The sequence below is a fragment of the Brumimicrobium oceani genome, from assembly GCF_003143775.1.
Lineage (GTDB): Bacteria > Bacteroidota > Bacteroidia > Flavobacteriales_D > Crocinitomicaceae > Brumimicrobium > Brumimicrobium oceani.
This window is the reverse complement of the sequence record NZ_QFRJ01000007.1, coordinates 170150-196728: the sequence shown is the minus strand read 5'-3', so window position 1 is coordinate 196728 and position 26579 is coordinate 170150. Positions and strand designations below refer to the sequence as shown.

Below are 26579 nucleotides of genomic sequence, written 5' to 3'. Positions count from 1 at the left end.
TGTTTTTATCAAGGGCTGACAATAACGCAAAACCATCTCTGTAAACTCTACTTGAATTCTTTAATTTGATGTGTAAAACCTTTCTGATCTCATCCGTTTCATCTATTGGACTTGGTTTAGATTGATAATACTCAATTTGCCCTTTTACATAGTTTAAATTGTCGAGTCCATTCAATATTTTATTTTTCACAAAAAACTGACTGCCAACAAGAGCTGATAAAGTAAATATGAAAATAATGTATCCTATTTTAAACTTATTACTCATCAATTGATGTTTGTCAACCTTAATGATAAAGTTAGAATAATTACTGAAAGCAGAACAACAATCTCAAATCCCATTTTTTATTTTGGAAATAGGACGACCTAAAACAAAGCGCTCCGAATTTTGAAATCCAAGGCGTCCCGACGACAAATCGGGACAACTACTTCCAAAACATCCAATAATACAGAAAAACCTTATTCTAATTGAAAATCCTACTTTTGGAAATAGGATGACCAATAGCAAGGCGCTTCGGATTTTGGAATCCAAGGAGTTGACAAATGTCAATGCGATGTCCAGAGCTTGTCAAAGGAACTACTTTCAAAACACCAAGCAACGCAGATGGTGCTTATTCTATTTACAAAAATTATCGTCGACGACCAGTGTAATTCATCGCTTCACCTTTCCCAAACCCATAACTAATTCCAAAAGAAATTTGTCTTTGTCTTTGACCAAAACTGTAATTATCAAAGGTATCTTGACTCACGAAGTTTTCTCTAATTCTAGATTCAAATACATCTCTCACAGAAAGATTCAACATGATTTTTCCTTTGAGCACTTTCTTTCTGATTCCGAAATCTAAAGTTGCATAATCAGAAACTTCTCCTTGCACAGTTTCATATCCTGATTGATATCTTCCTGTTAATTCTAAATCGATGTCATACGGCAACTTAAACTTTGGAGTAAGATTTAATGACCACTGACTTCCAGAAAAATTGAAATTTTGATTTTCAAACTCTCCTTTCCTATCGAAAAAATTGAAATTGAAATCGGCATTAACCGTTAGCCATTTTGTTGGAATATATTTTCCATTTGTTTCAAAACCAACCTTTGAATTTGTACCCACATTGTAAGGACGCGTGAAAACGGTGTTGTCTTCAATGGTAGAAACACGCTCAATAACATCTGTTGTGTATTGGTAATATAAACTAGAGCTAAAAGATGCTTTTCCAATTCTATAAATACTCGTCAATTCATAAGAATCTGTGTATTCTGACTGTAAGTTTGGATTTCCTGCACGAACATTAAAGTTGTTACTTATGTTAAAGAATGGATTCAAATCCCATAAACGAGGTCTGTAAATTCTTCCTGAATAACCGGCTTGAAATGATATTTTATCCGATACTTTATAAGAAGTATGTAAGGTCGGAAAGAAGTCAGTGAAATTTCGATTATTCTCTTCGTTTGTATTCACTAAAAAAGTATTTAATTCAGTGTTCTCCACCCTTAAACCTGCTTTTACTCCCCATTTATCTTTTTCGTAAGCTCCTGTAGTGTAAACTCCTAACACTTTCTGAATATATTCGAAATCGTTGGTCTGACTTTGATCAATTACGTATTCACCATTCGTATAATCTTCTACTTTAAAATCATTTCCAACATTGTTAATCTCATATTGCGATCCCGCTTCAAGTGAAAACTCTTTAGAAATTGGATTCATATAATCCGCTTTAAACGTATAGTCAACTTTATTGAAATTTGTTGCTGTTTTTTGATCTCTATTTTCTTCTAATCCTGAAATTGTTCTAGAAGTAAATTGAGAAGATTGATCTTTCCCAAAGAAGCTTCCCAATCCTGAAACTTGAAGTGTGTGGTCTTTATTATTCTTGAATTGTTTCCTATAATTCAAATCATATTGCCATTTTGGATTTATCGCATCCGTAACTTCATTCCTTGTCCAGCTTGAAATTAAATCTCCATTTGCATCTAAATATTTGAAATTAGTTTCCGATGGCTGGTCTTCAATTTCATAAGCAAAATTCCCAGATAAAGTCAGCACATTATAGTCGTTGATGTGATAATCCGTTCCCAGTGTAATATTAAAAAATGTTTCATTTCGGAAGTTTTCACCTTCGCTTGAGATGGTTTCACCTGTTACTTTATTAAAATTACGTGTTTCGGAAATCCTAGGCATGGAACGATATCCACCGCCCATTTGAGTAAACAAATTAAACTTTTCTGTTCTTCTATTTAAACTCAAACCAACGCTATGACTATATGGATATCCCGTATTAGCAGTAATTGAACCGTTCCATCCTTTTTTCTCCTCTTTTTTCAAGATAATATTCAAAATTCCGGCAGTTCCAGAAGCTTCATATTTGGCAGAGGCATTTGTAATTACCTCAACACTTTCTATCATATCAGCGGTAATTGTTCCCAAAGCATTGCTCGATTCATCGGCTAAAACAGAAGGTTTTCCATTAATTAAAATTTGAACTCCGGCTCCACCTCTCAAAGTAATATCGCCATCAATTCCTACATTTACGGAAGGAACATTATTCAACACTTCAAGTCCGCTCATTCCAGTACTGCTCAAATCTTTTCCAACGTTGAAAACACGTTTATCTAGCTTAAAAACAGTTTTAGAAACTTCACCTCTAATCTCCACTTCTTCCAAATTTTGACTTTCAGATTCAAGTTCTATTGTTCCTAAATCAAGCAAAGCATTTTCAATTTTGAAATCTGAAATTACTTGTGTTGAATAACCCATAAAGCTAATTTCAACGAGAAAATCTTTTTCTTTGGTCGTTAAACTGAACTCTCCTTTGTCACTGGTTGTCGTTCCTACAAATACATTCGAAGTATCTAAATCTTTCACCACAATTGTGGCATAAGGAATGGGCTGACTTGTAGCTTTTTCGATTAATGTTCCTGAAATAGTTATTTCCTTTTCTTGGGAAATAGAAACTCCAACAAACATCAAAGTGAAGACAAGTAATGCTGTATATTTTATTAAATTTCTCATTTTTTAAATTTTAAATTAACCAATGAATCCACTGCGTATTTTCCAGGTCCAGCAACAAACAATGTAATGTATCCCATCAAGTATAGAAATGCTCTTTCAAACCCTGCGAAGCCTTCAGAAAAATGAATATAGAAAACAGCTACTGCCATGGTAACAATCAAGGGAATTAAAGTTAAACGGGTTAATAACCCAAACACAAGTAAGGCTGAACAGAATACTTCAGCAAAAACAGCGAGCACAAGAGAAGCGGTCATTCCAACACCAAAAGGATCTGCAAATTGAATTTCTCCCCCTTCGATTAGTTTAGACCATTTCGATAAACCATGTCCTAAAAGCATTCCCAAACCTAGAGAAACTCTCAAAATTAATAATCCAATGTCTTTTAATTGTGTGTTGTTTTTAAACATAATTTTACTTTTTGAATTCTTAAATCTCCACAAATCAAAGGATTTAAAAACGAGATAAAAAATCAAACTCGATAAACGACATATCGAAACCTGTGAAAGTCAAAATGTAGTGATAATAAAATTGTTCTATTTCGTGGAAAGACAAAAATCTGTCGTTTGAGGTTTAGAAAACGTCGTTTACCTAAAATCCAATCAACTAAACTTTCAATTTCTTATTTTTACCCTCATGATTAAGTCAGGATTTAAAAAGATAAGCCTAAAAGAGATAATTTTTCAAATTGTTTTGAATGTTATTGTCTTCGTCTTTTTTGCATTCGACAGGCGTCATCCGGAAATTGAATTATTCAAAATCTATTTTTATCTCAACTATGCGATTCCCGCACTAATTATCAATTATGTTTTGCTTCCAAAGTATCTTTACAAAGGCAAGCACATCGGATTTATACTCTATTCTTTGGTGTTAATTGGGATCATTATTTTCATAGAAGAAGCGGTTTTAGAACAAATTTACTACCCAGATACACGTGGAAGAAAATTCCTAGGAATCTTCCATAATTTAATGGGAACGATGCCCACATTAACAGTGTTGGTAGGTTTCAAATTTGCTTGGGATGCACTTACGAACCGGAAGAAAATGGAGGAACTAAAAAGCTCTGCCAAAGAAAGTGAATTACAATTTTTAAAATCTCAAATCAATCCGCATTTCCTTTTCAATAACTTGAATAATTTATATGCTTATGCGGTTGAACAGTCACCAAAAACTCCTGAAATAATCTTGGAATTATCAGCTGTTTTGAGGTACATGCTTTATGATTGCAAAGCCGACTTTGTTTCATTAGAAAATGAAATTAAGCAGATAAAAAGCTACATCAGTTTGAGTGAACTCCAAATCGAAGACAGAGGAAAAGTAACTTTTAAAACGAATAACATTTCGAATACAAAATGCATCGCTCCGTTAATTTTGATTGTTTTCATTGAAAATGCATTTAAACACAGCTCTTCAAGTCAAAGTGATAAGATAGAAATTGATATTGTATTGGAAGAGTTGGAGAACGGAACATTGAAATTCAAATGCAAGAACACCTATCGAAATCAAAGTAATATTATTAGTTTAGATGGCGGAATCGGATTAGAGAATGTTCAAAAAAGGTTAGAATTGCTTTATCCAAATGCCCATGATTTGAAAATTGAAACAATTGATAATGAGTGTTTTTTAGTTGATTTAACGATTGATTTAAATAAAACGACCTCAAAATGAAGTGCATAATCATTGAAGATCAATTACCAGCACAGCGAATTCTAAAAAAATACATTTTAGACTTTGAATCACTGCAATTAGAAGCCGTTTTCACCAATGCTTTAGAAGCGATTGAGTTTCTAAAATCCAATGAAATTGATTTAATGTTCTTGGATATTCACCTTCCAAAATTATCGGGAATTGACTTTTTAAAGTCATTAAACAATCCACCACAAGTGATTTTCACCACAGCATTTTCCGAATTTGCATTGGAAGGATATGAATTAAATGTCGTAGATTATCTCCTCAAACCTTTCTCCTTTCAACGATTTGTTCAAGCTGTTTCGAAAGTTAATTTAAGCGACAACGAAGACTCAAATTCAACACCAAATGAAGACCCTGAAAACAATAAAAAAGATATTTTCATTAAAAGTGGATTTGATCATATTCGTGTTAAAATAGACGACATCGTTTATATTATGTCTGACGCCGATTACACAGAAATTCATTTAGAAAACAACAAACACCTTTCATCAGAGACGCTACGTTTTTGGGAACAATCTCTACCAACACAACAATTCAGCAGAGTCCACAAATCTTACATCGTCAATACAGAAAAAGTAATAAAGGTTTCAGGAAATCAAATTTTCCTGGAGAATAAGAAGGTGATTCCAATTGGAAGGGCTTATAAAAATGGATTTTTGGAGGGGTTTGTGAATTAACTGTGTGAGATTTGAAATTAAAAAGAAACACCTATTCCAAAATAAATTCCTTCTGGAACACCAAATCCTGACCTAATAATTAAATTTTTGTCCGGTTTTTGAAATCTCCAACCAATATTTCCTGCAAAAGGATGACCTAAAGGTTCATCACTCCAGCCAATCCTTGGAACATCTAAACTAAAGCCAGCACTTATTTCAAGGTGATGATTATTCTCACCTGTTAGCAGTCCTATTTGAACCATTGTATAACCTCCATCACCACCCCAGTTTTCGAAAACCCCAACTCCAACTCTTCCAAAAGACGAAATATTTTTATTCCATATATGCTGTTTTATTATACGCTCATAATTCACATTTAGGGTTGCATAAACGAATAAATAACCTGCATTAACATATATAGAATTGTTATTTAATTCCCCTGGAATGGAAATCTCCTTTTGCGCATTGACATTAGTCATCAAAAAGGTTGCGAATAGAATAACTGATAAAATTTTCTTCATTTGTTTTAAATTGAAATTAATGATTTTACACAAACCTCTATGCTTTTCCAATTCATATACTCTCTACTGAAATTAATCATTTATTTTCAAATCCAAGTTGTTTCTAAATACAAATCTTTCAAAATTTAAATTCTTAAATCGTCAACTGTAAAAGCATAAAACACTCAGTAGGCTCATAAGTCGTAGTCATATAAATTCAAAATGTGGTGTTATATATCTCTTTATTTGCACGATAGATTTCATCTTGTTCTGTTGGATATGGGCGCCATCCTTTCGGATATAATCGCCAATTATACCCATAATAAGGTGATAACCCCATTGATTTACAATTCATAAATAACAAAAAGGGATCATTAAAATTTTTACCAAAATAACTATTGTATGGACTGACAATCTCATTGCAACTTGTCTCATTAACAAAATAGCGGTCAATTGCCCTGGTCAACGCAACAGGCTCGATGTTTCCTTTTTTCAATTCACCCATAAGATAATAGTAATTCTCAATTATCCAATCACGACCTAAATGTAAAACTACTCTGGAAATGGATTGATCCCAAGCCCCATTTACACCAGCCGGAAAACCGTGCTTTTTAGAATATTCAATTAGCGCAATTCCATTTTTAATATCTTGCGCTCTCATAAGTTTATAGTGATACTCTAACAAAGTATCATTCTCACGTAATGAATAATAAGGTTGAATTGAGTCTGAAATCAACTTTCTAATTCTTTGATCATGATAAGTCAATGAATCTATAAAATCGGTATGTTTCCAGTTTAGCATCACTTCTTTCTCATTCTCTTCCATGATTTTTACAATTCTATTTCGAGTATCTAAAGTCATCCCTTCGAAATAGGTAGTATCGGCCAAAAAGTAATTTGAATAAGCTGATTTATTTAACTCTTTTATTGATTTCTTTGTTTTATCCACCTCCCACAAAGCTCTGCAATAATTATAATGGTGATCAGGTTTTCGAATGTCAACAATTTTAAATGCTTTTTCAAACAAATCAACCGATTTAGGATAGTCCATTTCGTAAAAATTGTATTCGGCCTCATTTACGAAGTTGTAATAATCAATATAATTACTCTTTTCTGACTGCGTGATAGCTTGAGACTGGGCACAAAAAATAAAAATGGACAGGAGTAAAAGTGATTTAATCATTTTCATATGTTTTTGATTTTAATTATCTACATATTTCTACTCAAACTTAACAAAATTATCAAAGCAAAAAAGCCTCAAACCCCAAATAATTAACCCCAATCCATGCTCAAAAAATCACTCACATGCAAATGCTTAACTCCCTCCACAGATTCTTCCCAGAAATCATCCATTGACACAACATATTTAGGATATTGGTCTTTGATTGCTAATAAGTTTCCAAATTCTCGTTCTACAGTTTGTTCATTTTCCAACTTATAACAAACTTGCACATAAATTTTTTCTCCTTGTTTCTCAGCGACAAAATCGATTTCTGTTTGGGCTAGTTTTCCCACATAAACTTTATATCCTCTTCTTTTCAATTCCAAAAACACAATATTTTCCAATATTCCTGAAATCATCTGGTCTTTGTATCCCATTGTAGCATATATCAATGAAACATCACTCACAAAGAATTTCTCTTGGGTTTTTAGAATTTCTTTTCCATTAATATCGTAACGTGAAACGCGGTGAAGAATAAATGCTCCCTCCAATGCATTGAGGTAATTGTAAACCGTATTGATGTCCATTTTACGCTGTTGACTTTTAAAATAATCTGCTACATTTTTTCCTGAAAAAGTATTCCCAATATTGTCAAAAGCAAATTTTATAACCCGCTCTAATAATTCGACATCACGGATTTTATAGCGTTGGATGGTGTCACGTAAAATAACAGAGGAATAAATATCATACACCACTTTATATGCTGATTCACGTGTATAATCCATCGTGTGAATAACTGGAAATCCACCGTAGCGCAAGTACTGCAAGAAAGACTCTTTTGCAGATTTACTTTCATTAAAATAATGAGTTCTAAAAGTTAGAAACTCTTTAAACGACAATGTATAAATAGGAATTTCAACATATCTTCCAGCCAAATAAGTGGCCAATTCCGATGAAAGCAAATGCGAATTAGAACCAGTCAAATAAACATCTACATCAAAATCAACTAAAAAAGAATTAATTGCCTTTTCCCAACTTTCTACCTCTTGAATTTCATCTAAGAGTAAATAATATCGTTTTTTGGATGTGATTTTTTCTTGGATATAATTATAGAGACTCAGTGCATCAAACAATTGAGAAAAATTAAAACTTTCAAAATTGATGTAGATAATTTGTGCATCTTCAACCTGTCTTGCAAGTAGCTCTTCCTTTAACAATTTTAAGACTGTAGACTTACCTGACCTTCTAATTCCAGTAATAATTTTTACCTGTGGCTTGTCGATAAAGTCATTGATGTACGCCGTGTATATTGGTCTTAAAATCATGAAGTTAATAGTTAATATATTTAAAAGTATAAAAATACGATAAAAATATATACATAACCACAAAAAGAAATAAATATTATAAGTTTTTATGGTTACAACCCTAAAAAAATAAATAATTATCTTAAAAAATGGATTACAACCATACAAATCACACTAAATTCATATTTCATCAGCGATTAAGAATGTCTTTCTGCGTCAATAAAGGTTAACTTCCATTTCAACAAAAGCTGTAGAAACAGCAAATCCAATCATTTGTCAAACTTAAAACCTGCTTCTTTAAAAGTCTCGACCTCTTTAAATCCAAACTTTTTGTGGAATTCAATACTTCCTAAAAAAGACGGTTTTATTAAATATGATATATAATTATATCTCAAGATGTGAGAATATTTAGGATTCATGAAGCAAGAAATCCGTGACCATCCGCGTTGCTTGCAGTTCTGCTGCGTAAGCCCAAAGCATCCGTGTCATCAGCGTTCCATTACAGCGCAAACCATTTGCTAGGTAATACATCTTAAATAATTTCATTACTTTATAAAATATTGATAGGCACCTTTCATCAGATTACTACTTCCCACCGAACCAATTTTTCACTTTTCATTCTTCATTTTTAATTTCCTTTCTCGATAACTCGACCTCGAAATCATAAAAACTCCAGCAAAAATCATCAGCATAAAGAGAATCTTTTCTAAACTTATTGCTCCTATAAAGTTTTCTGTCCAACCAATATAGGCGAATAAAAATGTAAAGAACATTACTAAAACAGGTTGGGTATAAATGTAACTTCCGCTGACACTCGGGGTAACGTGTTTTAGGGCAAAAGTGTTTAACAAATAGGTGAAAAACGTAGCTCCAATGATAATATACGCAGTTTTTAACCAAACATCTATCGGGAATATATTGAATTCTGCAACAGCTACTTCCGTCCAAACTGGTGGATACATCATGATGAAAATAAATCCAAAAATGAAGTTGTAGGTAATTACCGTCAAAGGTTTGTACTTGCTCATCAGCGGTTTCACCAACACCAAATACAACCCAAAAGAAAGCGCATTTATGAAAATATATAAATCTCCCAATGGAGAATCAAACTCAGGTTCTTGACCAATTGTAGTTAAAGCAATTGCTCCTATCGCTCCAACAAAGACTCCAAGTGCTTTGAGTTTTGTAATCTTTTCTTTGAGAATAAAATAGGACAGAATAACGACTAAAATCGGAGTTGAAGTCATGATAATTCCAACATTCATGGGAGAAGTCAATGCTAATCCATTAAAGAAAAATAGTTGATTCAAACAGACTCCAAAAAGTCCAGTAATGGCTAAGCGGGGTAAATCCTTTTTGTCTACTTTTTCACGAATAAAACCAAAAAAGATAATCAGAAAAAGTACAGTTGTAATTCCACCACGTAGCAAGATAAATCCATTGGGACCTAAATAATCTGGGGTAACTCCTTTGGCTAATAAATGATTGGCACCATAAATTGCGTTAAGAGCGAAAAGCGCGAAATGCGCAAGGATTACTTTATTCATAAGGTATTAACTCCCGTGATAAGATTTTTTGGCTGCTTCAACAGTTTTCTTCGCATTTCCGATAAAAACCTCATCGTCAAAAATGATAAATGGTCTTTTCAAGAAAGTATATTCCTCTAACATATATTTTTTGAAGTCATCCTCAGAAAGTTCCATTTCATTCAATCCCATCGAACGGTATTTCATCGCTCTTTTAGAAAACAAAGCTTCGTATGAACCCACTTTTTCCATGATGAAATCCAATGTTTTTTCGTCGATATTTTCTTTCTTGATGTCTTGTAATTCAACATCATCACCCAATTCCAATTCTTTTAGAATACGTTGGTTTGTGTTACACGAAGAAAGATGATATATTTTTTTCATGATTATTTACTTTTTGAAGTGACAAAGGTAGGGAAATGATGGAATGAAAGCTATTCTAAAATCACCTTCAATCAAATATTAAGACAGATTATATTGAGTATTGATATTTTGATTTTGTATTTTTGATAAAAGATGTTATTATGAGAACAATTCAATTAAATATACCGGACAATATTGATTTGGAAGATTACGATTTTTCAATGATAATTGCTGCAAAATTGTATGAGGATGCAAAACTTTCGGCGGGACAAGCAGCTCAAATTGTTGGATTATCTAAAAGAGCTTTTATTGAGATGTTAGGAAAACATGGAGTTTCGGTTTTCAGTAAATCAATTTCTGACTTACATTCAGACATAGAAAATGCCTAAAGTTGTTATCTCAGATACTAGCACATTGATACTTTTCCATAAGATTAATCATTTTAGTCTTTTGCAAAAAGTATATGGGGAACTGATTACCACACCTGAAATTGCAGAAGAGTTTGGAGATCATCTACCGAGCTGGATAAAAATTCAATCAGTTGGAGATAAAAAATACCAAGACTTTCTTGAAACTCAGCTTGATTATGGCGAAGCTAGTGCAATTGCATTGGCCGCTGAATATAAAGATGTATTATTATTACTGGACGACTTAAAAGCTCGAAAATTAGCAACTCAATTAAAGTTTAAAATCACTGGAACATTGGGAGTCATCCACAAGGCAAAGCAAATGTCGCATATCACCGAGGTAAAACCTTTGATTGATAAATTGTTGCTGACGGATTTTCGAATAGCCGACAATATCATCGAAGAAATTTTGAAACTAAATAACGAATAAGATATTATTCGAGACCAAATTAACACTTTAATATTTTAACCGTTCCTTCCGCTTTTACATCATTCAACCATGAATCAACATCGGTGATTTTACTGAGATAAGTTGAAGCTTTTTCGACAAGAACAGAAGCCACCAACAACATTCAATACGCCGTTAATAATTAAACATTAATAAAAGCCTCCTTATGCTTCAACATACTCATCGCCTTTTCCACCATCGTTGTAGAACCCACATAATAACCACATCTTTCGTGTAATTCTTTAGGCTCAATATCCAAAATTCTTTGGTGACCGTCTGTTGCGATTCCTCCTGCTTGTTCAGCGATAAATGCCAATGGATTACATTCATAAAGCAGTCTCAATCGACCTTCTGGACAATTGTTTGTTGTTGGGTAAACATAAATCCCTCCTTTCAATAAATTACGGTGGAAATCGGCTACCAACGAACCAATATATCTTCCTGAATAAGGCCTTCCTGTTGATGGATCATCTTCACGACAATATTCTGCATATTCTTTTAATCCTGGATCACAGCGGTCAAGATTTCCTTCGTTGATTGAGTAAATCCTTCCTGTTTCAGGAGATTTAATATCTGGATGCGACAAACAGAACTCTCCTATTGAAGGATCTAATGTAAATCCATTCACTCCATTTCCTGTTGAGTAAACCAACATGGTTGAAGAACCGAATAACACATATCCTGCAGCAACTTGATCAGCTCCTTTTTGTAAGAAATCTTCTAAAACAGCTGGTGTTCCTGGCTTTGATATTCTTCTATAAATTGAGAATATTGTTCCAATTGAAACGTTTACATCGATATTTGAAGAACCATCTAATGGATCAAATAACACAACATATTTACCATTCATTGCTGTTTCATCATCGAAAGCAACGAAATCGTCGTTTTCTTCTGATGCAATACCACACACTTCACCTCCAGTTTTGAATGCCCTAATAAAAGCCTCGTCTGCAATTACATCCAACTTTTGCTGCTCTTCTCCTTGAACATTTGTTTCGCCTTTAGCACCCAAAATATCAACAAGCCCCGCTCTATTTACATCTCGATTTACAATTTTTGAAGCAACAGCTATATCATTCAACAAGCTTGTAAGCTCTCCAGTTGCATAAGCAAAATCCTTTTGACGGTCTAAGATAAAATCATTCAGTGTGGTAATCATCGCAATAATCTTTAATTTATTTTGCAAATATCGTGATTTGTAATGACATCTCAACGAATATTCGTAAAAAGGGTCTTGAAATGATGTCAGAGATGTCTAAATTTCGTTTATTTTTGAGACATGGAAATTCTTGAAAAATTTAAATATACTTTCGAACCAAAACTTTTAGAAGAGTTTGAAAGTATCGCTAAGGAAGTCTCAGTAAAAGCTGGAGATGTGATTTTAGATTATGGTCAAATCGTGAGAAGCATGCCCATTATTGCTTCTGGTACAGTAAAAGTCTCACGAATGGATGATCAAGGAAGAGAAATTCTTCTCTATTATGTCAATGCAAAAGAAAGTTGCGCAATGACTTTCACTTGTTGTATGGAACAATTTCCGAGCGAAATAAAAGCCGTTGCAGAAGATGATGTAGTGATGCTAACCGTTCCTATTACTGTGATGGATGAATGGTTGATGAAATACTCGACTTGGAAAAGCTTCGTGATGGGAACTATTCGTGATCGTTTCAACGAAATGCTGAATACTATTGATCAGGTTGCTTTTCAAAAACTAGATGAAAGACTGAAATACTATTTGCAACAAAAAGCTAAACATACGGGATCGAAGTTATTGAACTTGTCACACGAGGAAATTGCAAAAGATTTAGCGACTTCAAGAGTGGTAATTTCAAGACTGCTGAAGAAATTGGAAAACGACGACCTACTTTTATTGTATCGAAACCAAATCAAGTTATTGAATGCTTTCGAACTAGAGCCAACTAATAATTAATGCAAACATAATTCGTAATTGACAATTCGTAATTGATTCATGATTAGTGTAGAAAACATATCGAAGTATTTTAATCGACAAACGATTTTACACGATATTTCATTTTCTCTGGAAAAAGGGGAAATCCTTGGATTACTGGGTCCAAATGGCGCGGGTAAAACAACATTAATGCGAATTATTAATCACATTATTTCAGCGGATAAAGGGCATGTCACTTATGATGGGAAGCTGCTTAAAGAAAAGCATTTAATCAACATAGGTTATCTCCCAGAAGAGCGTGGTTTGTATCAATCTATGTCGGTTGAAAAACAAATTATTTACCTCGGAAAACTGAGGGGGTTGTCTTCTACCGAGGCCAAAACCCAAATGGAATATTGGCTCAAGAGGTTTGGAATTCAGGCTTGGAAAAAGAAAAGAATTGAAGAATTATCGAAAGGAATGGCGCAAAAAGTTCAATTCATTTGCACCGTTCTGCACGATCCTGAAGTGCTTATTCTTGACGAACCATTTAGTGGTTTCGACCCGATCAATATCGAATTGATAAGAAAAGAATTACTGAATTTCAAAAAGCAGGGGAAATCGATAATCATTTCTACACACAACATGAATAATGTAGAAGAAATCTGTGACCGAGCCATTTTGATTAATGAAGGACATAAGGTTTTGGAAGGTACGGTGCACGAGCTACGTCATCAATTTAAAGAAGGAATTTACAAAATCTCTTTTGTTGGCAATATGATTGCTTTTGCCAATGCGCTTTGGGCAGGATATGAAATAATTGACAAGGAAATTCATGGCGATGATGCATTTACCATTTACTTAAAAATGCGTCAGGGCAACAAAATAAATGACTTACTCAACACCGTAATTGATCACATCAGCATCACTGGAATTGAAGAAGTGCTGCCCAGCATGGAAAATGTTTTCGTAAAATCTATTAACGCTCAAAACGAAATCGTCAGTGAATAAAGTAATTTTAATAGCGAAAAGAGAAATTGCAGAGCGATTCCAAAATCGGTCTTTTAAATGGCTGATGATCTTGGGTCCGCTAGCCGTTTTAGGATTAATCTATTTATTTCTTTCCACAACGACATCCACAAATAAGGAATGGAAAATCCTTTTAATGGACAAAAAAGAGATTTTTGATAGTAAATTGACTTCAAATCCACCAAAAAACCTGCAATTTGACTTCATTAATACATTTGTAGATTATGACGAATTTGCCTACCAAGAAAAATATCAAAGCTATGACATTTCAGTTTGGATTAACGAGAAAATCGTCAGTAATAAAAATGTAATCATTTCCTATAGAGAGCGGCCACCAGAAAATATTCAGCGTAAAATTCGGTATTTAGTTGAGCGCCGAATGGAAGAAATAATGGTGGATCAATTTACTGATTTATCTGTCTCTAAATTCAGAGAAATAAAACAAGCATTAAACTTTAGTTTAAAAGATGTTTATGATCCTAAAAACGAGAAATCTACAACAGCCAGTTGGGTTGGCTTTAGCTTTGGCGGACTCATCATTCTCTTTGTTTTCATGTTTGGAATGACAATTCTGAGAAGTGTATCTAGAGAAAAATCAAATAGAATAGTTGAAGTTTTATTGTCAAGCGTAAACCCAAGGCAGTTGCTCACAGGAAAAGTTTTAGGTGTTGGTTTTTCGGCCTTGGTGCAATTTACCGCTTGGGTAATCATAATCGGGACAGGATTATATTTATTTCGATTAACATTATTTCCTGATATGTTTAGTCCAGGTTTTGTAGCCGATGAAGTATCAAAAACAGATTTCAGTCAAGAACTATCCAACCAAAGTCCTTTTGTAGAGTTAATTTACAAACAAATCCAATATTTGAACATGTTGGTTTTCTTCGCTTTATTCTTTATTGGTGGCTACTTATTTTACGGTTCATTTTTCGCTATGATTGGCGCTTCAATGGGTTCAGAATCTGACGGACAACAATTTATAATTCCATTAACATTGCTTTTATTCGTTTCTGTTTTGTCTGGGTATTACGTAGTTTATTATCCCTCTACCACTTTGAGCTCATGGCTCGGATTCATTCCTTTTACTTCTCCAATGGTGATGATGGTTAATCTGTCGAATGGATTTGAAGACGGAAGTACTTGGCAACTGTTTTTGTCATTGATCGTTCTTTTTATTTCGGCAATTTTCATGTTGATGATTGCTGGTCGAATTTACAAAAACGGAATTCTTCGCTTTAACCACAGACTAAAACTAAGAATGCTAATCAAATGGACTAAAAAATAACTTATGAGAGGAGCCGTCATTGATTTAGGAACAAACACCTTTGGACTTATCGTTTTCGAAGTCATAGAAGGCAACATGGAAATCTTAATCACCGACAAGTCTTTCGTGAATTTGGGTGAAGGTGGAATAAATTCGAACATTATTACTCCAGAAGCAATGGAGCGCGCCTATTTTTCAATTGATCATTTTGTTGAAACTTGTCGCATGTATGATGTTTATCCTGACAGAATTCGAGGATTTGGAACTTCTGCACTTCGTGATGCTAAAAACGCGAAAGAGTTTCTTGATAGAATTGAAGAATTACACGGCCTGAAAATTGAATTAATCAATGGAAATCAAGAAGCTGAACTGGTTTATGAAGGCGTAAATAATATTCATCCTTTTGTAGAATCTTCTTCTTGTATTATGGATATTGGAGGCGGAAGCACAGAGTTTACCACAACAAAAGGAAGCACTGTAGAGGAACAAAATAGTTTTAATATAGGGATTTCGAGAATCACTCAATTATTTGATCTTTCAGATCCACTGACAAACGAAGATCTTAAGCGCATTAAAGTATTCTTAGACTTTCAATCTAAAAGCTATTTCGAAGGACTTTCTGCCGACTGTTTAATTGGTGCTGCGGGGAGTTTTGAAACTTTCTATAATTTGATTTTCAAAACTTCAACTTATGACAGAAACACAACTCATTTGCTACCTATGAAAGAATTAAATCAAGTTTTGAATGAGCTCATTTATTCCACAAGAGCAGAGCGAGATGAAAACTTTTGGATCATAGATTACCGCAAAGAGATGATTAACATTGCGGCTTTCAAAACCAAGTGGATTCTAGACCAAATTGGCGCTACATCTTGTTATTTCTCTCCATCTGGATTAAAAGAAGGAATTATTGCTACTGCTTTCAAGAAAAAATGAAAAGAATGACGCAGAGCGCTGCACTGAGCTTGCTGAATGTGTTAAGCATGAGGGGCGGAGATACGCAGAGAAAAAGAAGTGGAAGAAAGGTGTCTTTACGTTTTTTCAAAATGTTTACTTCATTTGTTTAACGTACCTCTTGGTAGTTAGCAAACTTATCCCCCTCTACTCCTTCACAAACTTTCCATTAAAAACATTCCCCTCTTTTCCAGTCATGCGAATCACATAAATGCCTTTATTCAACTGCTCAACATTTATTTGATTTATCGCTTGACCATTTTCTTGAATGACCAATTCTCCTAAATAATTATAAATGGAAACTTTTTGAATTACCTTATCTGACTGAATATTCAGAATTGAATTTGTAGGATTGGGGTAAATGGTGAAATTATTTTTGGTTTCTTGGTTTACACCAACACCACCTCCTTCGCTAATTCCTTGGATGGTGTAACGGCTTAGATTAATGCTTATGTTGTCAATTGCTCCAAATCCTGTTCCATTCGTTTGGAAATCATAAGGGTCATAATGAGGCGTAAAACCCATTAAGACCACCTTTCCGTCCTGTTGAATGAAACTATTCGCTAACCAATCTAAACTGTCTGAGGAATGAAAATAACTTTCTCTATAAACATGGCCCAAATTACCAAACGAACTTACGGGGTTTCCATTGTCATCAAACAATGCCAAGGCAAATCTTTTAGAAACCTTTCCGGTACTTGGTTCAAATGTATTCTGATAAACACCTCCGCTTACAAGAAAATAATTGTCGTCAATCATCTTCACAGAGTTAATATAGTTACTTTCCGATGAGTCTCTTCTAAAATCAACAACAAAGGAACCGTTATTTGCAAAGCTTGAATCTATACTTCCATCAGATGAATACTTTACAACCATGCCTTTTTTGTTCATCGCTGGACAACTGTATCCAATTCCTGCTACTAAAAAAGAACCATCATTTAGCAGTTCTGTCCTTCTGTGAATAATTGAGCTAAAGCCATCGGGGCCATGAGCAAAGCCAGTATTTGCAGCAATTCCAAGACCACATGGCAGTTCTATGAAACCATTATTACCAAAAGTGCTGCTAGTATCCACTTCGAAATCTGACGTTAATTGATAAAAGCGTGTACTAAAATATGCACGTATTTTATTATTGTACAATTCACAATGAAAATTACCACCAAAATACCCGTTCAGGTTTATTTGCATAAAGCCATTGGTTCCAAATCCTGAATTGAGATTTCCTGTTTGTAAGTCAAAAGAAATAACTCCATGTGCTTGTGGATTAACTATTGTTCCTGTGAGGTAAATACTGCTATCCATTACCATAAATGATCTTAATGAAAAGTTGCCAGGATTTAATTGTGTATGATGAACAATACCATTTACACCAAAAGTGGAGTCTACCGAACCATCAGTCTTAAATTTTATTACGTAGTTATCTGGTTCTCCATTTCCAATATTGTAGTCCCTTACTCCAGCAAGTAATATTTGGCCATTATCTAACTCTGTTATACCAAAAATAAGATTGTTATCTATTGTATCGTAGACCTCTGAAATACCATTTAACCCCCAAGTAGAATCTAAATTACCATTTACATCATAGCGTGTAAGAACGGGATATCCCCCAAAAGTTGAAGCCCCAACAAACTTACCATCCGTTTGTCGTAGAGTATGTAACTTATTCCTAATATGACCATCTGGGTTGATAGTAGTTACCGTTTTACCACTAACTCCAAATGTGCTATCAAGACTTACTGGATTTTGAGCGTTTGAATAAAAGCAAATAAAGACATCACCATAAAAAGCAAATAAGACGAATAAGAACAGTAGGTTTTTCATAGCAATAGATTTTTTAATTTAGGCTAATTTATAACTACTATATCAGTTAACCAACAAAATACAGGTAAAACCCCATACAATCAACCTCTTACGAAGAAACCCGTTAAAAACCCACCTATTCTTTAACAAACTTTCCTGTAAAATAACTTCCGCTTTTTCCAGCCATGCGTATCACATAAATCCCTTTATTCAACTGCTCAACATTTATTTGATTGTTAGACTGACCATTCTTTCCAATAATCAATTCCCCTAAATAATTATGAGCTAACCCAATTTTTAAATTCGAATTTTCAGTAACAAGCGTTGTCCTGAGCTTGCCGATAGAACTGCTTTCCAAAACAATTGCAACGCAGGTAATGGAATTTCTAAACAAAAATCATCGTATTTCAGCTCCGACTTCCATATCCTCACGCGGTGCAATAAAATTCAAGTTCCCTTTCTTATCTTCTGCCATCAAAATCATTCCATTAGAAACTACTCCACGTAATTTTCTTGGAGGTAAATTCATTAAAACAGAAACTTTTTTCCCAACGATTTCATCAATTTCGAATTGTTCTGCAATTCCAGAAACAATTGTTCTTTGGTCAAGTCCAGTATCAACAAGCAATTCCAATAATTTATCGGCTTTCTTTACTTTTTTGGCAGAAAGAATTTTTCCTACGCGAATGTCCATTTTTAAGAAATCATCAAAAACGATGTCTTCTTTTTGTGGTGCTGTAGGTTTTTCTACTTCCTCAACTTCTGTTTCCTTTTCAGATTCGTTTTCTTTTTGTGAAGCGATTAAAATTGCTTTTTCGTTTTCCACAAATTCATCATCTATCTTTTGGAATAGAATTGATGGTTTGTTTGTGATTGTTCCAACTGGTAATAAATCAATTGAACCTGCTTGTGACCAATTAAAAGTTTCCATGTTCAGGAAGTTTCTAATTTTCGCTGAAGTAGCTGGAATAAATGGATCAAATAATATCGCTAAGTTGGCTGTAATCTGCAACGCAATGTGCATGATCGTTTCCACACGTTTTGGATCAGTTTTCACAACTTTCCATGGCTCAGTTTCCGCTAAATAACGGTTTCCAATTCTTGCCAAGCCCATTACTTCACTTTGGGCTTCTCTAATTTTATAGTTGTAAAGTAATTCTTCTACTTTCGCTGGAATCTCCTTAATTGCATCAATTACTTTTTGATCTTCTGCTGTTAATTCGCCCAATGCTGGAACAGCTCCATCGTAGTATTTGTTATTCAAAACTAAAGCACGGTTCACGAAGTTTCCAAGCACATCCGCTAATTCATTATTTACACGCGATTGGAAGTCCAACCAAGTAAATTCACTGTCTTTGCTTTCTGGTGCAATTGAAGTCAAAGTATATTTTAATTCATCCACTTTATCCGGATGTCTTTCTAAATATTCGTGTAACCAAACCGCCCAATTTCTTGAAGTAGAGAATTTAGCTCCTTCTAAGTTCAAAAATTCTGATGCTGGAACATTATCTGGCAATATAAATTCGCCGTGCTCTTTCAGTAAAATCGGGAAAATGATTGCATGGAAAACAATGTTGTCTTTTCCTATAAAGTGTACCAATTTACGGTCGCCTGTCCAGTAATCTTTCCAATCTTTATTGTTGGCTTTCGCCCAGTCTTTGGTTGCAGATATATAGCCAATTGGCGCATCTAACCATACGTAAAGTACTTTTCCATCGGCTCCTTCCACGGGAACAGGAATTCCCCAATCTAAATCTCTGGTCATGGCACGAGGGTGTAATCCTCCATCAATCCAAGACAAACATTGTCCGTTCACCTGATTTCTCCATTTCTTAGGATCATGTTGTTCAACACCGTCTAATTTCCCTTCTTTCACCCATTCTCTTAACCAATCTTCGTGGCGCTCCATTGGCAAAAACCAGTGCGATGTTTCTTTTAGAATTGGCGTTTTTCCACTTAAAGTAGAAACTGGGTTAATCAAATCTGTTGGACTTAATGCGCTACCACATTTTTCACATTGATCTCCGTAAGCATCAGCATGTCCACACTTTGGACATTCTCCAAAAATATATCTATCCGCCAAAAACTGCTCATGTTCCTCATCAAAATACTGTTCAGTAGTTTTCTGAGTAAATGCACCTTTATCGTTCAGCACTTTAAAGAAATCTTGTGCTGTTTTCTTATGTGTCTCTGTCGTAGTACGGTCAAAAATATCGAATTGAATGTCGAATTTATTGAAAGCATCTCCAATTATCCTATGGTATTTATCCACGATTTCTTGAGGAGTAATTCCTTCCTTTTTCGCACGTAAAGTAATTGCAGCTCCATGTTCATCACTTCCACTAATAAAAGCAACATCGTGTTCTTTATGTCGCAAGAAACGCACAAAAATATCAGCAGGTAAATAAACTCCTGCCACGTGTCCAAGATGTAAAGGCCCATTTGCATAAGGTAATGCTGCGGTAACGGTATATTGCTTTTTCTCCATCGATTCAATTTTTCTATGTGCAAAGATAGGGAATCAATTATGAACAGTGAAGACCTCATCCCAGTTAATTGCGTATTTATGCACTGAAAATTCTAGACTGAAATGGAGTGGAGAGGTTTTGCTATTGTTGGTCTAAAATAGCCGCGGTCTTGAAGCGAGACAAATTTTAAAGTTTGAGCTGCACTTTCAATATGCTTCAAACAGAAATCACATAAGCTCTGGATGCCCTAAATTCAATTGCTATATAGTGGTTGGTCGGAAACAGACGAATTTTATAAAATAGATTATTTTTGATGAGAGTTGAATTTATTTTTATGAGGTGATGCCATAGTATCAGGCGATTAAAAATAGAGGGAACTATCGCAAAAAGAAATGTTTTTAATTTTGATGTGTTTCCGTCCAGACACTATAAAGTGTAATCTAACGATAAGTAATTTAGAATGTAGTGCATTCAAAAAAGGACTAAAACCCACAGAAAGAAATCCGTTGTTTAAACGACAAAAACCTCATTATCAAAACGTTGAAAGCCTGAAAAATCAAGCTTTCTTTACTTTTTAATCTTCTGAGATTTTCCGTAGATAATTTTGGTTATGCCGTTCCCATTCAGTGATATTTTCTCCTTTTTATCCTCAGGTATCAACAGTTCATACAATTCATCCTTGTATTTCATATTTATGACGCTCACCTCATCTATGGTCTCCTTAGTCAGAATTTTGTAATCAATTTTCTCAATAATTCCTCCCACATGATCTAGCAATTGATATTCAACTAAACTGTCCCCTACAATAAATTCCATGTAGTAACCTGTATTGTATTCGTTGAGGACTTCATTTGTTTTTTCGTCCACCTCAATCACGTTTATTTGTTTGTAGGCCACAGATTGACAAAATCCTAAATGAGAAAGAAAAATCAATAAAATTGTTAGGCTAGTTTTCATACGATTCTGGTTTAATCCGATAGTTATCAGATGATTTCAGGTGAAAATACTAATTATTGAGTGAAAAGGATTTAAAAATCGAAATATTTTTCTGAATTCCATCTTATTAAATCCTAAATCAAGCCTATCATCAGCTGCATAAAAAAAGCACCTTGGCTATTCACATTCACCCAATGCTTGCTCATACGCTTCAGCAAATTTTTCTTGATCCGCTTTTGATGGATATTTTTCTTTTAATTCTCTTGAAACTTTCTCTGCCTCACCATTAATTTTTTCGCTTTTCATTAATGCGCTAGCATCTCCGTTTTTGGCTTCACCTATTAAGTTCTTCACCTGACATTGTAGTTCTACCAATCTTTTAGCATCTGCAACAATATCGCCGTGGTTCGAACTAGTTTCTATTGCCTCACCTTCCGCAGATTCCATTCCATTTGAACAACTGCTCAAAGTAAATAGAGCGAGTAAAGTGATGGAAAATATTAATTTCAGTTTTATCATAATTGTACTTTTATTTTAAAAAAAGGGCGAAATTCAATTGAAATCCGCCCTTTTCTGATCTTATTTTAAAATTCGGGCGTTTTATCCAACAATTTCAATTGTCAAAACATCATCCGCTTTTGTCACTTTAGTTAAACCGTGTTTTGCTAATCCTTTCACGCCTTTGTCCCATTGTTTGTTGCTCAATCCTGTTTTTTCTTTCAATGAATTCAACTCCATCGATTGTTCTTTGGCCAATAAGTCAAAAATCAATTGTTCATTTTCATTCAATTCAGGTCCTTTCTTCGCTCCGAAATTCTCTGGTTTCATTTGTGGGAAGAAAAGCACTTCTTGTATCGCTTCATTATCTGTTAAATACATAATTAAACGATCCATTCCAATTCCTAAACCAGAAGTTGGTGGCATTCCGTATTCCAATGCACGTAAGAAATCTTGATCAATTAATTCCGTGGCTTCGTCGTCTCCTTTTTGTGCCAAGCGAACTTGTTCTTCAAAGCGTTCTCTTTGGTCAATTGGGTCGTTTAATTCAGAATAAGCATTGGCAATTTCCTTTCCACACACCATCAATTCAAAACGCTCTGTTAATTCCGGATCATCTCTGTGCGACTTACATAATGGTGACATTTCTTTAGGGTAGTCAATGATAAATGTTGGCTGTATGTAGTTTCCTTCACATTTTTCACCAAATATTTCATCAATCAATTTTCCTTTCCCCATGGTGTCATCCACTTCGATTCCCATGTCTTTAGCAGCAGTTCGCAGTTCATCTTCCGACTTTCCTTTGATGTCGAATCCCGTAAAATCTATAATTGATTGACGCATGGTAACGCGGGCATAAGGTGCTTTGAAGTCGATTTCTTTTCCTGCAAAAGTTGTTGTGGTAGCACCGTTTACCTTCATAGCACAATGCTCTAACAAGTTTTCGGTGAACTCCATCATCCAGTTATAGTCTTTGTAGGCTACATAAATCTCCATTGCTGTAAACTCTGGGTTATGTGTTCTATCCATTCCTTCATTTCTGAAGTTTTTTGAGAATTCATAAACCCCATCAAATCCACCAACGATTAATCTTTTAAGGTATAATTCGTTGGCAATTCGCATATACAAAGGAATGTCCAAAGCATTGTGATGCGTTACGAAAGGACGCGCTGCTGCCCCACCAGGAATGGGTTGCAAAACGGGTGTTTCCACCTCCATATATCCCGCTGCGTTGAAGTAATTTCTCATTGCAGAGAATAATTTACTGCGTTTAACAAAAACGTCTTTCACCTGTGGATTAACCACCAAATCAACATAACGTTGACGGTAGCGCATTTCGGGATCTGTGAAAGCATCATGTACTTTCCCTTCTGCATCTGTTTTCGGCAAAGGCAAAGGACGCAAAGCTTTAGACAACATCGTAAATTCCTCAACTTTTACAGAAATTTCACCTACTTGTGTTTTAAAAACTGTTCCTTTAATTCCGATGAAATCACCTAAATCTAAAAGCTTTTTGAACACATCATTGTACATTGATTTGTCTTCACCTGGACAAATTTCATCCCGATTAAAGTACACTTGAATCCTACCTGTATCGTCTTGTAGATCTCCGAAAGAAGCTTTTCCCTGAATTTTACGACGCATTAAACGTCCAGCAATCACAACCTGTTTATCTTCTTCAAAATTATCCTTGATCTGTTTGGCCTTATCCTGCACGGGATATAAAGCTGCTGGGTACGGATCGATTCCATGCTCACGTAATTTGGTCAACGTTTCTCTACGTTGAATTTCTTGATCAGACAATTCTAAATTGCTCATAACTGTTTATTTAACCGTTTTAAAATTCTTCCGTATTCTAATTTTATAGAATCGGATTTGGAGGGCAAAGATAAGTATTATACCAATACATGCTTTCCGGTAAGCAGATTTGTTTGAAAAGCAGAAAGAGCTTCAAAGATTTTCCGGATTTATATGAATTTCTTACGCATTTCTTAGGCGTTTCAGAATATCCACTGAGCACGAAATTGACTCTACATAGTGTGACCAGCATCCTCGATTTTAAAGCTCTGCTGAAATCCTTACGCTTAATTCATGTTCAATTTCCTGAATATTTTTTGACAAAGAAAATGGATATTGAATCGCTTGACAAAAAAACTCCTCAAACCCCAACATTTTCTGATAATATCACGCCAAATGAATGTATTGACTTCTTGCTTGGCTACTCACACCTACATTCATCTTGAATAACTGAGTCAGTTGCGCAAAATCCAATGAACTTATAAGCTTTAAAAATAAAACAACAAAAAAAGGCGAACAAGTTCATGTTCGCCTTTTATTTCAAGAATTGTGATATTACTTAATGATCAATCTTTTGACTTGTTGAGATCCTCCAGTATTCACCTTCACAAGGTAAATTCCTGCTTGAACCTTTTCTGTATTTAACATTACTAGGTTTTCTCCCGTCATTGCTTTCACAGTGCTAGACTGGATTGTTTGCCCCATCATGTTTACCAAGCTTACATTTACGTTTTTATTGTTCTCTAATGAGAATCTGATATTGGCCATTTGATCAGCTGGATTTGGATAAACGCTAAAAGATGTAATTAAATCTTCGTTATCCACACTTAAAGGGTCATCTGCTTCCGCTCCCTCATAGATATTGATATCGTCTAAATAGAAATTGTTTCCTCCATCCGATTCAAATTCGAATTTAAATCTAAAGTTTGAAGACCAATATGCAGAAGTAATGTTTAACATGTGTACTGTAACCCAATCTTCTTGCATTGTTGGTTTCCAGCTACTACTCGCTACTTGGTCTCCTAATGCGTTCCCCCTAATTGTTTTACGTTGAACCCAGTTATCTCCACAATCATTTGAGATGAATATTCTTAACCATTCATCATTTGATGATGATCTTTTGCGGTATGCGTATCTAAAACTTAAAGTAGTTTGCGTTGTAACCGTCGATAAGTCAACAGGACTAGAAACCAATGCATCGAAATTTTCTGGTGACTGACCAAAGTTTTTCAACATTACAGATTTTGAACCTGTGAAAGCCGCCGTTGTTGTAAGATCAAATCGGGCGTTATTTTGGTTATTTTCTACTTGCCAGAAAGTGTTATTCAATGTAGAAAGCGATTCAAATGTCTCTACAACTGGAAGAGTCGCACCCTGTGGCAACACAGTAATGAAAGAATTTTTTGTTACAGACTTTGATGTTGTTCCATCTGTTGCTGTCAAGGTTACCGCAAAAGTTCCAGGTGTGTTGTATGTCACTGTTGGGTTTTGACTTGTTGATGAAGAAGGACTTCCACCCGGGAAATTCCATGTCCAAGATGTAGGTCCTGAATAAGATAAATCTTCATAAGAAACAGTTTCTCCTAAACAAACTTCGCGAGCGCTAGATGTAAATTCTGCTTCACACATTACGTCTGGTAAATTTACTCCAGTAGCCGCTAGGTTTGCTGCCGTGTGAATGTTATTTCTTCCACCAATTGAGCTGTTCAATGCTGCATGCATACGTGCTTTTTGTCCGTTTGTAAACATTTTTGAACAGTAAGAATATTCCATAATATTTTCAACGTTGTCCAATGATCCACAAGAAGTTCCATTTACATTACAAGATTGCCATCCAATTGTATTTGGTGTATCAGCAATTCCGTCATCATCGTTACAGTTTGAGGCTAAACCCGGTGTGTTTGTTCCTCCCCAAAGATGAGGTAAGTCTAACCAGTGTCCCACCTCGTGTCCTAAAGTATGTTTTCCTGATGAACCTGCTGTACCTATTGTTCCTACATAGTTATGTAAAACGTGAATTCCGTTAAACATTCCAGAACCGATTCCGTTACTTGGACGGTAAGTATAACCTGCTGCACCATTAATATCTTTGGCGATATAGAAGTTAATGTATTTGTCACCAGGCCAGTTTCCATGTGCTCCTTGAACCGCAGAAATTCTTTGTTGACCTGTTGCTCCTTCTGTAGCTGTGGTAAAAGTTCTTGTGATTCCGTTAGTACAGTTCCCGTTTCCGTCTAATTTCGCTAATTTGAATTCGATTTCAACATCTGCTACTCTGTCTAAAAATGCAGGATTCACATTAGGCCATCCTGAGTTTGATTTTTGGTAGTCTTCATTTAAATGCTGAAGTGCATTCATGATTTGGGCTTCAGAAATGTTTTCTGGTCCTCCTTGGTGAAGGATATGAAAAACAACTGGAATCGTGTAAGTTATTGCTCTTTGGTTCCCGTTAGACTTTGTTAAAAGTTGTGGATTATTTGCAATAAAATTTTGGATTTCTAAATCGTAGGCTTGTTGATCTGCTTCATGTTGTATCCTTTGCTGCGGAGTTAATGTTTCAAGGAACTCTTGCGTTTTCTCTACCTGATGACAAAAACTCACATCTTGAGCGTTTGTTGCAGTAATGGCTGAAAAAGCAAGAGCAAAGGACAATAATATTTTCTTCATAATTTTGTTTAAATAGTTTAACTAATTGAAATTTACCATTATTTGGAGGATTAGCCCCAAAAGATTCTTTAAACGGTCTTATTCATTGATTAAATGGGACTGTCTGCAAATCGCATGGCTTCTCACCGCTAAATTAAAGGATTTCATTCAATTGTAAAACAACAAAATAGGCATATTGTTTGAATGCTAAAAATAAGTTGCGGGGTTGGAAACTGAAA

The 26579-nt window shown here is 34.8% G+C and carries 24 protein-coding genes; 8 read left to right on the top strand and 16 right to left on the bottom strand.

Annotation, left to right across the window (positions count from 1 at the left end; all coding sequences use genetic code 11):
* The 3 genes from DIT68_RS10510 to DIT68_RS10500 all read right to left on the bottom strand — a co-directional run.
* On the bottom strand, positions 1 to 265 hold a 265-nt coding region (locus DIT68_RS10510; RefSeq protein WP_146194188.1), incomplete at its 3' end, for a hypothetical protein.
* Between the two features lie 361 nt (positions 266 to 626).
* The gene (locus tag DIT68_RS10505) at positions 627 to 3005 is read right to left on the bottom strand and encodes a TonB-dependent receptor domain-containing protein (RefSeq protein WP_109359761.1); all 2379 of its coding nucleotides are present in this window, start codon (positions 3003 to 3005) and stop codon (positions 627 to 629) included.
* Complete coding sequence (locus DIT68_RS10500; RefSeq protein WP_109359760.1) at positions 3002 to 3412, bottom strand: DoxX family protein; 411 nt, start codon at positions 3410 to 3412, stop codon at positions 3002 to 3004. The genes DIT68_RS10505 and DIT68_RS10500 overlap by 4 nt, the downstream gene beginning before the upstream one ends.
* A gap of 226 nt (positions 3413 to 3638) precedes the next feature.
* On the opposite strand from DIT68_RS10500, the gene DIT68_RS10495 reads away from it, so the two are divergent.
* On the top strand, positions 3639 to 4670 hold the full coding sequence (locus DIT68_RS10495) for a sensor histidine kinase (protein ID WP_109359759.1): 1032 nt from the start codon (positions 3639 to 3641) through the stop codon (positions 4668 to 4670).
* Positions 4667 to 5371: a LytR/AlgR family response regulator transcription factor gene (locus tag DIT68_RS10490; protein WP_109359758.1), complete on the top strand. Its 705-nt coding sequence runs from the start codon at positions 4667 to 4669 to the stop codon at positions 5369 to 5371. Before DIT68_RS10495 ends, DIT68_RS10490 begins: the two co-directional genes overlap by 4 nt.
* A gap of 17 nt (positions 5372 to 5388) precedes the next feature.
* On the opposite strand, the gene DIT68_RS10485 is transcribed toward DIT68_RS10490, so the two are convergent.
* The 5 genes from DIT68_RS10485 to DIT68_RS10465 form a co-directional block, all read right to left on the bottom strand.
* The gene (locus tag DIT68_RS10485; protein WP_109359757.1) at positions 5389 to 5871 is read right to left on the bottom strand and encodes a hypothetical protein; all 483 of its coding nucleotides are present in this window, start codon (positions 5869 to 5871) and stop codon (positions 5389 to 5391) included.
* Positions 5872 to 6067: 196 nt separating this feature from the next.
* Positions 6068 to 7033: a hypothetical protein gene (locus DIT68_RS10480; RefSeq protein ID WP_146194187.1), complete on the bottom strand. Its 966-nt coding sequence runs from the start codon at positions 7031 to 7033 to the stop codon at positions 6068 to 6070.
* Between the two features lie 89 nt (positions 7034 to 7122).
* Positions 7123 to 8337 (bottom strand): ATP-binding protein, encoded by a 1215-nt coding sequence (locus DIT68_RS10475; protein ID WP_109359755.1) that lies wholly within the window; start codon positions 8335 to 8337, stop codon positions 7123 to 7125.
* A gap of 587 nt (positions 8338 to 8924) precedes the next feature.
* Entirely contained in the window at positions 8925 to 9863 is a 939-nt protein-coding gene (locus DIT68_RS10470) for a DMT family transporter (protein ID WP_109359754.1), read from the bottom strand.
* 6 nt (positions 9864 to 9869) lie between these two features.
* Positions 9870 to 10226 (bottom strand): arsenate reductase family protein, encoded by a 357-nt coding sequence (locus DIT68_RS10465; RefSeq protein ID WP_109359753.1) that lies wholly within the window; start codon positions 10224 to 10226, stop codon positions 9870 to 9872.
* A gap of 140 nt (positions 10227 to 10366) precedes the next feature.
* Between DIT68_RS10465 and DIT68_RS10460 the strand changes: the two genes are divergently transcribed.
* Both DIT68_RS10460 and DIT68_RS10455 read left to right on the top strand, forming a co-directional pair.
* A complete protein-coding gene (locus DIT68_RS10460) occupies positions 10367 to 10594 on the top strand; it encodes a UPF0175 family protein (RefSeq protein WP_109359752.1) in 228 nt (75 codons plus the stop codon).
* Positions 10587 to 11042 (top strand): DUF3368 domain-containing protein, encoded by a 456-nt coding sequence (locus DIT68_RS10455; protein WP_109359751.1) that lies wholly within the window; start codon positions 10587 to 10589, stop codon positions 11040 to 11042. Before DIT68_RS10460 ends, DIT68_RS10455 begins: the two co-directional genes overlap by 8 nt.
* 160 nt (positions 11043 to 11202) lie before the next feature.
* Here DIT68_RS10455 and fbp read toward each other — a convergent pair whose 3' ends face one another.
* Positions 11203 to 12219, bottom strand: coding sequence for a class 1 fructose-bisphosphatase (gene fbp, locus DIT68_RS10450; RefSeq protein ID WP_199223415.1), 1017 nt, complete (start codon positions 12217 to 12219; stop codon positions 11203 to 11205).
* A gap of 120 nt (positions 12220 to 12339) precedes the next feature.
* Here fbp and DIT68_RS10445 point away from each other — a divergent pair, with 120 nt between their 5' ends.
* The 4 genes from DIT68_RS10445 to DIT68_RS10430 are packed head-to-tail and all read left to right on the top strand — an operon-like array spanning position 12340 to position 16177.
* Complete coding sequence (locus DIT68_RS10445; protein ID WP_109359750.1) at positions 12340 to 12990, top strand: Crp/Fnr family transcriptional regulator; 651 nt, start codon at positions 12340 to 12342, stop codon at positions 12988 to 12990.
* A 39-nt stretch (positions 12991 to 13029) separates the two neighbouring features.
* Positions 13030 to 13959 (top strand): ABC transporter ATP-binding protein, encoded by a 930-nt coding sequence (locus DIT68_RS10440; RefSeq protein ID WP_109359749.1) that lies wholly within the window; start codon positions 13030 to 13032, stop codon positions 13957 to 13959.
* On the top strand, positions 13952 to 15262 hold the full coding sequence (locus DIT68_RS10435) for an ABC transporter permease (RefSeq protein WP_109359748.1): 1311 nt from the start codon (positions 13952 to 13954) through the stop codon (positions 15260 to 15262). The genes DIT68_RS10440 and DIT68_RS10435 overlap by 8 nt, the downstream gene beginning before the upstream one ends.
* A 3-nt stretch (positions 15263 to 15265) precedes the next feature.
* On the top strand, positions 15266 to 16177 hold the full coding sequence (locus DIT68_RS10430; RefSeq protein WP_109359747.1) for a Ppx/GppA phosphatase family protein: 912 nt from the start codon (positions 15266 to 15268) through the stop codon (positions 16175 to 16177).
* A 165-nt stretch (positions 16178 to 16342) separates the two neighbouring features.
* On the opposite strand, the gene DIT68_RS10425 is transcribed toward DIT68_RS10430, so the two are convergent.
* The 7 genes from DIT68_RS10425 to DIT68_RS10390 all read right to left on the bottom strand — a co-directional run bounded on the left by DIT68_RS10425 (position 16343) and on the right by DIT68_RS10390 (position 26361).
* Positions 16343 to 18016: a T9SS type A sorting domain-containing protein gene (locus DIT68_RS10425; RefSeq protein WP_109359746.1), complete on the bottom strand. Its 1674-nt coding sequence runs from the start codon at positions 18014 to 18016 to the stop codon at positions 16343 to 16345.
* 115 nt (positions 18017 to 18131) lie between these two features.
* Positions 18132 to 18389, bottom strand: a complete 258-nt coding sequence (locus tag DIT68_RS10420; RefSeq protein ID WP_109359745.1) for a T9SS type A sorting domain-containing protein — start codon at positions 18387 to 18389, stop codon at positions 18132 to 18134.
* A 3-nt stretch (positions 18390 to 18392) separates the two neighbouring features.
* Positions 18393 to 20510 carry a methionine--tRNA ligase gene (metG, locus tag DIT68_RS10415; RefSeq protein WP_255411170.1) on the bottom strand — a complete coding sequence of 706 codons (2118 nt, stop codon included), beginning with the start codon at positions 20508 to 20510 and terminating at the stop codon, positions 18393 to 18395.
* Between the two features lie 520 nt (positions 20511 to 21030).
* Positions 21031 to 21420, bottom strand: coding sequence for a hypothetical protein (locus DIT68_RS10410; protein ID WP_146194186.1), 390 nt, complete (start codon positions 21418 to 21420; stop codon positions 21031 to 21033).
* A gap of 156 nt (positions 21421 to 21576) precedes the next feature.
* Positions 21577 to 21918, bottom strand: coding sequence for a hypothetical protein (locus DIT68_RS10405; RefSeq protein WP_109359742.1), 342 nt, complete (start codon positions 21916 to 21918; stop codon positions 21577 to 21579).
* Positions 21919 to 21999: 81 nt separating this feature from the next.
* Positions 22000 to 23715, bottom strand: a complete 1716-nt coding sequence (gene lysS / locus DIT68_RS10400; RefSeq protein ID WP_109359741.1) for a lysine--tRNA ligase — start codon at positions 23713 to 23715, stop codon at positions 22000 to 22002.
* Between the two features lie 534 nt (positions 23716 to 24249).
* Positions 24250 to 26361, bottom strand: a complete 2112-nt coding sequence (locus DIT68_RS10390) for a M43 family zinc metalloprotease (protein ID WP_109359739.1) — start codon at positions 26359 to 26361, stop codon at positions 24250 to 24252.
* Positions 26362 to 26579 lie beyond the last annotated feature (218 nt).